The organism is Chloroflexus sp. MS-G (genome assembly GCF_000735195.1).
In the GTDB taxonomy this organism is placed as follows: Bacteria; Chloroflexota; Chloroflexia; order Chloroflexales; family Chloroflexaceae; genus Chloroflexus.
Map to the genome: position 1 here is coordinate 39,302 of NZ_JPIM01000022.1, position 9,008 is coordinate 48,309.

The 9,008-nt window shown below is 51.6% G+C and carries 7 protein-coding genes; 5 read left to right on the top strand and 2 right to left on the bottom strand.

The window, feature by feature from the left end; genetic code table 11:
• Window positions 1-117 precede the first annotated feature (117 nt).
• Together JE47_RS0106005 and JE47_RS0106010 are read left to right on the top strand one after the other, a co-directional pair.
• Window positions 118-1,008 carry a three-Cys-motif partner protein TcmP gene (locus tag JE47_RS0106005; protein ID WP_031458887.1) on the top strand — a complete coding sequence of 297 codons (891 nt, stop codon included), beginning with the start codon at window positions 118-120 and terminating at the stop codon, window positions 1,006-1,008.
• 76 nt (window positions 1,009-1,084) lie between these two features.
• Window positions 1,085-1,843 (top strand): DUF5131 family protein, encoded by a 759-nt coding sequence (locus JE47_RS0106010; RefSeq protein ID WP_035419081.1) that lies wholly within the window; start codon window positions 1,085-1,087, stop codon window positions 1,841-1,843.
• Between the two features lie 49 nt (window positions 1,844-1,892).
• Here the strand turns inward: JE47_RS0106010 and JE47_RS0106015 are convergent, their stop codons facing one another.
• Together JE47_RS0106015 and JE47_RS0106020 are read right to left on the bottom strand one after the other, a co-directional pair.
• Window positions 1,893-4,703: a helicase C-terminal domain-containing protein gene (locus JE47_RS0106015; protein ID WP_031458889.1), complete on the bottom strand. Its 2,811-nt coding sequence runs from the start codon at window positions 4,701-4,703 to the stop codon at window positions 1,893-1,895.
• A 143-nt stretch (window positions 4,704-4,846) separates the two neighbouring features.
• Entirely contained in the window at window positions 4,847-5,716 is an 870-nt protein-coding gene (locus JE47_RS0106020; protein ID WP_031458890.1) for an alpha/beta fold hydrolase, read from the bottom strand.
• Window positions 5,717-6,183: 467 nt separating this feature from the next.
• On the opposite strand from JE47_RS0106020, the gene JE47_RS0106025 reads away from it, so the two are divergent.
• From JE47_RS0106025 to JE47_RS22500, 3 genes are all read left to right on the top strand, one after another.
• Window positions 6,184-6,765, top strand: a complete 582-nt coding sequence (locus JE47_RS0106025) for a PH domain-containing protein (protein ID WP_031458891.1) — start codon at window positions 6,184-6,186, stop codon at window positions 6,763-6,765.
• A complete protein-coding gene (locus tag JE47_RS0106030; protein WP_031458892.1) occupies window positions 6,755-7,318 on the top strand; it encodes a hypothetical protein in 564 nt (187 codons plus the stop codon). The genes JE47_RS0106025 and JE47_RS0106030 overlap by 11 nt, the downstream gene beginning before the upstream one ends.
• A gap of 209 nt (window positions 7,319-7,527) precedes the next feature.
• Window positions 7,528-8,082, top strand: coding sequence for a glycosyltransferase family 87 protein (locus tag JE47_RS22500; protein WP_442856917.1), 555 nt, complete (start codon window positions 7,528-7,530; stop codon window positions 8,080-8,082).
• Window positions 8,083-9,008: the final 926 nt, after the last annotated feature.

A 9,008-nucleotide genomic window follows, 5' to 3' on the forward strand; every position in this document is an offset into this window, starting at 1 on the left:
TACAGTGGAGTAAAGTGGCGCATTGCTTCCACAAGCGTACAGCGACAGTCTTTAGCCGACGACCTTTTCTGGTATACTTTGGAACTAATCTCAGTGGCGAAAGTATAGGAGTCTTGCATGGCGCACCAGTTTGGCGGCGAATGGACAAAAGAAAAGTTGAAGCGTTTGCAAAAATACCTTGCGGCGTACACAATTATTTTCAATAACAATGAAAGAGCTCGTAAGCTACATTTCATGTATGTTGATGCATTCGCTGGTACCGGTTCTTTTCAAAAAACACAGTCACAGGTTACCGATCAGGCAGATATTTTCAGTGATAATGTTCCTGAAGTCGAAGAATTCCTCAAAGGCAGCGCCAGAATTGCTTTAGAGATTAATCCTCCTTTCAGAGAATATATTTTTATCGAACGTAATCCTGAATATGCACAACAACTTCAGCAACTTAAAGACGAATTTGCTGGCCACAAGATTCAAATTGTCAACGAAGATGCAAATTCGTACCTGTTACGATGGTGCGAATCGACCAACTGGAAGACAGCGCGGGCTGTTGTTTTTCTCGATCCATACGGCATGGAAGTTGAATGGAACGTCATTGAAGCGCTGGCTCGTACAGAGGCGGTTGATTTATGGTACCTTTTTCCGCTCGGTATAGGTGTGAATCGTCTTCTCACTAGATCAGGACCACCTCCTGAACCCTGGGCCGAACGGCTGACTAGAACCTTCGGAACTGAAGATTGGCGTGATGCGTTCTACCGATCTCATCAGATGTTGACTCTCTTTGGTGATGATGAGACACAACTGAAGAAAGATGCCGACTTCCACGACATCTTGATGTTTTTCGTTCAACGTCTGAGGACCGTTTTTGTAGAGGTTGCGTCAAATCCGCTTATTCTCAGAAATTCTCGGAATAACCCGCTATACGCATTATGTTTTGCAGCGTCTAACCCAAGAGGAGCACCGACCGCACTCAAGATTGCTGAACATATTCTGGGAAAAAAGAAAACTTGATTCTTTGTAAAGGCGACCATTTTCGTATACAATAGAACAAATATCCTAATTCTTATTCGCTATTGGGAGTACCATCATGGCAACCACACGTATCGAGTGGACCGAAGCCACCTGGAACCCGCTCACCGGCTGCACCAAAATTAGTCCGGGCTGTAAACACTGTTACGCCGAACGGATGGCGCTTCGCTTGCGGGCGATGGGGGTGGATAAATATCGGAACGGATTCCGCCTGACTCTCCATCCCGATACTCTCGCCGAGCCGTTGCGCTGGACAACCCCCCGCACGATCTTCGTCAACTCGATGAGTGATCTGTTCCATCACGAGGTGCCGCTCGATTTCATTCAGCAGGTCTTCGACGTGATGCAGCGTGCGCACTGGCACCGTTTCCAGGTGTTAACCAAACGCGCCGAGCGGTTACACGAACTCGATCCGCTGCTCCCATGGCCGGCGAACGTCTGGATGGGGGTCAGTGTCGAGAACGCAACGTACACCTACCGCATTGATCTGCTGCGTCAGACGGGCGCCGCGATCAAATTTCTCTCGCTGGAACCGCTCTTGGGGCCGCTGCCTAACCTCGACCTGAGTGGCATCGATTGGGTGATCGTGGGTGGCGAGTCGGGGCCGGGGGCGCGTCCGATGGCGGTCGAATGGGTGCGCGACATTCGCGACCAGTGTCTCAGCGCAGGCGTTGCCTTCTTCTTCAAGCAATGGGGCGGAACGGTGAAAAAACGAACTGGGCGACTGCTCGATGGCCGGACGTGGGATGAGATGCCGCCTGAGCCACTACCAATTGAGACGGATTCTCACCCTGTCCTGGGTCATCCGCGCCGATGAGCATCTTCAGCACGACTTGTACGGGCGCAGCGCCGCTGCGCCCTGCTGCCTACCCGCCATTTTGCCTTTGCAAAAAGCGCGCCACCAGCCCCGGCAAGTTAGCCAATGGCCCAGTGCGTACTCGCGTTGGCGGTAACGAATCGAGAAACTGTTGTCCGTATTTCTTGGTCAGCAACCGCCGGTCAAGCACCACCACAATGCCTCGATCCTCACGGGAACGGATCAGACGGCCAAACCCTTGCTTGAAGCGCAGGATACTCTGCGGAACGCTGTATTCGTTAAACGGATCATCGAACAGCTCACTGCGGGCTGCCACAATCGGATCGGTCGGTACGGCAAACGGTAGTTTGGTGATCACCAACACCGAGAGCGCTTCGCCGACAATATCCACCCCTTCCCAAAAGCTGTTGGTACCGAGCAACACCGAGCGCGGAAACTCCTTCAACCGATCAACTAGCGCCCGGCGCGAACCGTCGATACCCTGGGCCATCACGCCAATGCCCCGATCTTCAAGCGGCTCTTGAATAGCGGCGTAGGTTTGTCGTAAGGCATTGGAGGCGGTAAAGAGCGCCAGCATCCGACCTTCCGACGCGATAGCCAGATCGATAATTGCCCGTTCGATCATCTGTTGATAGCCACGCTGGTTTGGTTCGGGAATGTCGTTGGGAATGTAGACTAAGGCCTGCTGTGCGTAATCAAACGGCGAATCGAGCATCAGCTCCTGGCAATCTGATAGACCGATTCGACTCTTCACAAAATCGAAACGACCGGCAATACTCAGGGTTGCTGAAGCGAGCACATTGGTCTGCTTCTGGGCAAAAAGCTGACTCTGCAAAATGTCGGCCACACTCAACGGCGCCGCCGTCAGCGTGAGCGTATCACGCTGTCGATCATACGTCAGCCAGCAGATACTTTCTTCATCGCCAAAAATGACATGACCACTGCGTACCCGAACGTCAGTAGCAAACCGGCGTAAGACTTCCGTTCGCAACAGCAGATCATCGAGCGTACCGTTGGCCTCATTCAAAGCGTGGAGTTGCTCTTCGATCACTGCCAGCTCTTTGCCAATCAGCGCCAGCATATCATTCAGATTTTGCCAGGCCAGTTCAATCTCTTGCCATTCCGGGCGCTTTCTGACATCGTTTGTCAAGCGGATCCGCAGATCATACTGCTGATTGGGATCGGCATCAATCTGCACAAAACGGGTAAGCAGATGAAAACACTCGTAGACCGCAGTCCGCATCCGAATCAGGGTGGGGCGGATCCGTTCAATAGCGGCGGTAATGCGCTCTCCGGCTGCGCCGCCGCCACCGATTTCGGTGAGTACTGCCGGTATTTCGCTGAGCAGACCACTGACAATCTGTGCCCCGCCGGTCTGAAACAGATCATCGAGAAACTTGAGCATGCCAGCCTGATCAAGATTAAAACTGAGCTGGTCGGTTGCGACATCTTCCAGATTGTGGGCTTCGTCAATCACCAGATGATCGTAAGGAGGCAATACCTGCGAGGCCGCCGCCAAATCGGCGATCAACAGCGCATGATTGACGACCACCAGATGCGCAGCTTCGGCAGCACGGCGGGCACGGAAGAAGTAACACTCCCGAAAATGCGGACAACGGGCGCCGGTACAGGTCTCTACCGAGACATTGACCTTGTTCCACACTGCCTGCTCGCGGTCGATCAGTGGGATCTCGGTACGATCACCGCTCTTGGTAGTTGGTAGCCAGAGTTGAATCTTCAGCAACGCCCGCACCTCTTCGCTGCTCAGAGTATCGAGCCGACGCAGCTCGTGATACCGCTTCAGGCAGAGGTAATTACTGCGCCCTTTCAAGAGCACAGCGCGAAATGGCGGTAATCCTGCCGTTGCGAAGATTCGTTGCAGATCGGGAATGTCTTTATTGTAAAGTTGATCTTGCAAGTTGATGGTATTGGTCGAGATCACCACCCGCTCACCACGTTGCGCAGCATACATTGCTGCCGGAACCAGATACGCCATACTCTTACCGGTGCCGGTACCAGCTTCTACAATCAACGGCTCGCTCTGATTAAACGCTGTTGCCACCGCCTGCGCCATCTCGATCTGCGGCTGACGAGGCTCATAGCCAGGGAAGGTCTGCCCAAACACCCCATCAGGACTAAAGAAGGCACCAATCGCCTCGAGATCGAGCGGACGGGTGTAGCCGGTGGGCCTGAGTGGCGGTACCTCGGTATCGGTCGCATCGGCTGCATCGTGCGGTGCTGTAATCGGTTCAAGAAAAGCATTCCGCGCCTTCTGTCGCAACGCCTCTTCAAACAGATCGCGGAGTGGCAGCCCAATCTTACCGGTTAGACGCACGATCTCGCTGAGCGTTGCCAGATCAAGGTGTAACATCCGCTCGCAGAGTGCAACGAAAAGCTGAGCCGTTACCTCGGCATCGTTGAGCGCACGATGGGCATCGGGGTGGGGAATGCCGAGATGGGCTGCCAGCGTCGAGAGTTTGTAACCGGTGACCTGTGGCAAGAGCAACGTCGCCAGTTCAAACGTATCGTACACCGGCTGGTTGAAATGCATCCCTTGTGCCCGCAGCATCGTTAGATCAAAGCCAATCGAGTGCCCCACTATTGGGCGATTGCCGATAAAGCGGGCCAGCTCGGCGCCGATCTCGTTGAAACGCGGCGCCTGTGCCAGAGCTTTGGGATCAATACCGGTCAGCCGGGTAATCTTGAGCGGAACCGATTGGCGGGGGCGAACCAATTGGCTGAATCGGTCGAGAATCTCACGGCCACGAAAGGTTACCGCTGCAACCTCGATAATTTCATCGAGACCACTTTGTAAACCGGTGGTCTCGACATCAATAGCAACATAGATGCGGTTGTTCATACAGTTTTGCAGACCAAATGGTGGCGGGTGATCGGTATCGTTGCCCGTAACACAGACAATTGTACCACGCGAAAGAGGAACGTATGATAGCGAGGATCGGAAGGTCGGGGCGGGTTATCAACCCGCCCCTCTACCGTTGATGATCAGCGGCTCAGAAACGGCAACACTTGTTCAATAAATGCTTCTGGCTGTTCGTCTTGCACCAGCAGACTGGCCCGGTCGATCACCGCTACCTTCGTTGCAACGCGGATCCGAACAAAACCAGCAGCTTGCGAGAGTGGAGTCGTTCTGGCATCGCTGCCCCATACCAGCAGTGTTGGTTGGGTCAGGCTGGCAAAGGCTGTCGAAATATCACAATTGAGCAGACCGCTGAGGAAGCAGATTGGGGCATAGTAGGCGCCAGGATGACGGCAGGTTCGATAGAACATCTCCAACCGCTCGTCGGTGATACTGGCCGGATCGGCATACGCCTGTGAGGACAGAAAAAGACGGATACTGGGTCGGGTGGTGAGCAGACGGTAGATCAAACGACCGAACGAACTGCGCAAGATTTGATATATCGTGTAAGCGGTAATGCCAGGTGGGCGGGCAAGTTGGCTAATGCCGGTTGGGCAAATCAGCACCAGGCGGTCAACCAGGTGTGGTTGACGAGTGGCCGCGATGACCGCATAAGCTGCACTCAGTGAGCTGGCAATGAGTGCGGTTGGTTGTCCGATCTGGGCGAGCAATGTCTCAATCAGATCGATGTACATTGCGGCACGATAACGCCAGGCTGGTCGCGCCGAATTGCCGTATCCAGCCAGATCAACTGCGTGCACGGCGACGTGATCACGCAGGCGTTGAAACGGTTCACGCATCTCGAAGACCGAGGCTGCAGCATTGATACTGTGAACCAGCAGAACCGGGCGACCGGAGCCAGCATGGTAGGTGGCAATCGCCTGATCGCGCCACGTGGTGTACACAGGGGGCACCGGTAAGAGGGGCAACGGCGTTCCAGCGGTTTCTGGTACCATAAACCATATCCTGTTGACGATGCAGTTTAGCCGGATGACCGAACGAAGAGCAGGGCAGGTCAATCGTCATTATGCAACAGGATCAAATGAAATGCAATAATCTGTTTTATATGTAAAAATTCTTTACGGCGATCAATCGCGTTATAATGAAAGAAACTTGCGCCACCCGCCATCTTACCCGACCGCGGTGATGGTGCAACGAGCGGTACGTTTTTCAACCTGAAGTATCATGCGTGCGGAGAAGCGTACTTTCTGGTTCCAACGGTGATCTTTCTACCACAGAGACCACGGAGATCGCAGAGACGAAAGATAATGTTATCGTTCATTGAACAGAGGGTTGTGAACATTTTTCTTCCATGCGCCCAATGGCCAAAAATGATCCTTTCCTTATACGCTCTGTGTACGCTGTGTGCTCCGTGGTGAGTTTTTCAGTGCACTCATATCTGAAATGAGAAAAGGGTTGTTCAATGGCTGCACCTGAACGCTTTACGCCAGCACCACTCGATGACTACGCTGCCAAGGTTACGTATGGTTTGGCGTATCTAGGGGGATTACTGGTTCTCCCCCAATTTTTTGCCTACCTTGCCAATCTGCGCTGGAATGGTTTGCAGGTACCATTAGGACTGGCCGCGGCGCTAGCATGTTACCTCCTGCTGAGCTACGCCTTTCAACCACGGGCATACCGCATCGATGCCGATGCGCTGGTGATTGAACGGCGCTGGGTACCGGCGCTGACCATTCCCTTCGATCAGATAAGTGGTGTCTCGCTGGCCAGTGGGCTGGCCGATATGCCTCGTTTCGGACTCCGCTTTGCCTTTAACCCCGGCGTCTTTGGCTATCAGGGGCCATTTCGGCTCGATCCGTATGGCAAAGTTGTCTTCTTTGCTACGAACCGTCAGCGATTGGTCGCGATTGCCCGTTATGATGCCTCTGTCTTGCTGATCAGCCCCGATCGGCCACGCGACTTTATCAACGCCCTCAATGAACGACGCCTGGCTTCAGCGACCAGAAAGATGGAGCAATCGGTTGGGGTGGACCATGAGGTTTAGCGCACTGGATCGAATCCATCTCCGCTGCCGCTACGAGCAGTTTATTCCGGGTGAACTCCATGAGGATGGTCGGCGCTACTTACCAGGCATTATCGTTACCCCTTTGAACGCCGGCCCTGACACACATCCCGGTACCCGCCTCTGGCTGGTCGATCGTCATCATCGGGTTGACCCAGCGCTCGTCGGTCAAACCACCACGGTTCGCCTGCTGTGCGCTCTCAGCACTATCCGATTACAAACACCGCCGTTTCGCATCGGCTTTGTGCCATCGTCCGATGAATCACTACACCAGCCGCTGAGCAATCCGATCATTTATGGTCGAATCAGTGACGTTTTGGAGTGGGAGGTGCAACGGGCACAGCTCCCGTTTGAAACGCTGTACACCGAATTAGTGATCAGAGTGGGTGAAGCGGCGACGATTGGTCTGCGCACAACCCTCAGCGCCCCCCACCTGGCCGATCTCATCGGCTGCGAGCGATTAACGAGCGGTGACTGGATCGAGATCAATCGTTCGCGGATTGATATTCTCGCGTGTATCAGGCAAGTAGAATAACTACAGATGGGTGAGGGATGAGAGATTAACGGGTGCTGTTTCTAGTAAATCATATCAGCTACAGATCGCGTATCTCCGATGGTATGGAAATGAATAATCTTAAAGTGGTCATGAAGTCATCTCTATTTTATCAAGTATACTTATTCCTATATATAATGCTTGGGATTTACACTGAACTAAAGTTAATCGAAATAAAGCCGATTCCTGACATGCTACTTGAAGATTTCGGGTACTACGAGCGGGCACTTCATGACGCACTGAATGGACAAAATCCTTATGCCACACGATCAATCGGGATAGGGTATCTGTATCCACCTCCGGCTCTATTAATTATCGAGATTTTCCACTACATCGATCCTTATTTGAAAGCGTTACTACATTCGACTGTTAATATTGTTCTCCTGATCTTAATTGTATACGGCACGGCTCGATATTATGGCTATAGCGCTGAAAAAGTCTGGTATTGGTATGTTATATGTCTGGGTTTTGCACCATTTCTTGAGTTAATTCACATTGGTCAAATAAACATAATCACACTGTTTGGAATATTTATGTTGTTCTTTTGGATGAGTACATTTCCTTTTCTCAGCGCTATCGGACTAGGTTTGGCAGTCATTACCAAAGTGTCCCCTGTTCTGTTCTTTTTATATCTTTTTGTTCATCGCAGATATTCTATTTTTGTTCTTGCAACTATTTTCATTGTTTGTATAACTTATTTAAGCGCTCTAAGATATGGTTTTTTTACCTGTTCTGGAATACCCTAGTGTTTTTCAATGGCTTACAATTCAATTTCCAATGGGAGCTAACTCACAGTCGCTCGTTTCAAAACTTGCTGCTATTGGCAACACAATACGATCTAATGATATTATAACCGGGTTGCACTTAACAGTGTTGCAGAAGCTAATTTTGTCTTTTTCTTCATTTCTTTCCTCGAATCATCTTGCCATTCAAAGAATATTGACGATTTATATCTTGATGGTGATTGTTGTAAGTGGTTTATTGACTCGGTACGGCGAACAGCCAAGAGAACCAATGTTTATGATCACTACCCTTGGAATGATGCTTTCACCAAATGTCATGTGGTATCATCACTATGTTTTCATGCTCTTTCCAATCCTGATATGGATGGGGTGGAGTCGCCTGAATTGGAGGGTAGTGACCTGGTGTTTGGTAGGACTGCTCATCGTTCAGATAGACCGTCGATGGTGGACGTATGGATTATTAATCCATGTGTTTGGGCATCTGTCATTATTATCGATATTGCTCTGGCAATTACGAGCGTTTTATTCCCGGCAGAAGTAGTCTTCAACCGCATCGAGCACAAACACAGTTAGGGTCTGATTAAAAACCTAGCTTTCTCGTTGGGCACGTCCCGTACTCGTGCGACCATTGCGCGAGTACGATACGTTCCCAATAAGAAATCCGGGTTTTTGATCAGGCTCTGAGCGATCATGCTTGATGTGCGCATATTGGGCAGATGCTCTGATACCTTGCGCATAAGCGCCTGCAAACGTCATGGCAGACAACCTCACACTTACCATTGGTAATCGTCGGCCAGGAAAGATGCCGCATGCTCAGACGCAGACTTCTGATGTGAAAGATGTACGGTCTCGACAGCTTTTCAGCGTGCTCGGCTTCGGAACACTTCGAGGACTGGATGAAGCAGCGCACACACAGACCTTCGTCAGTG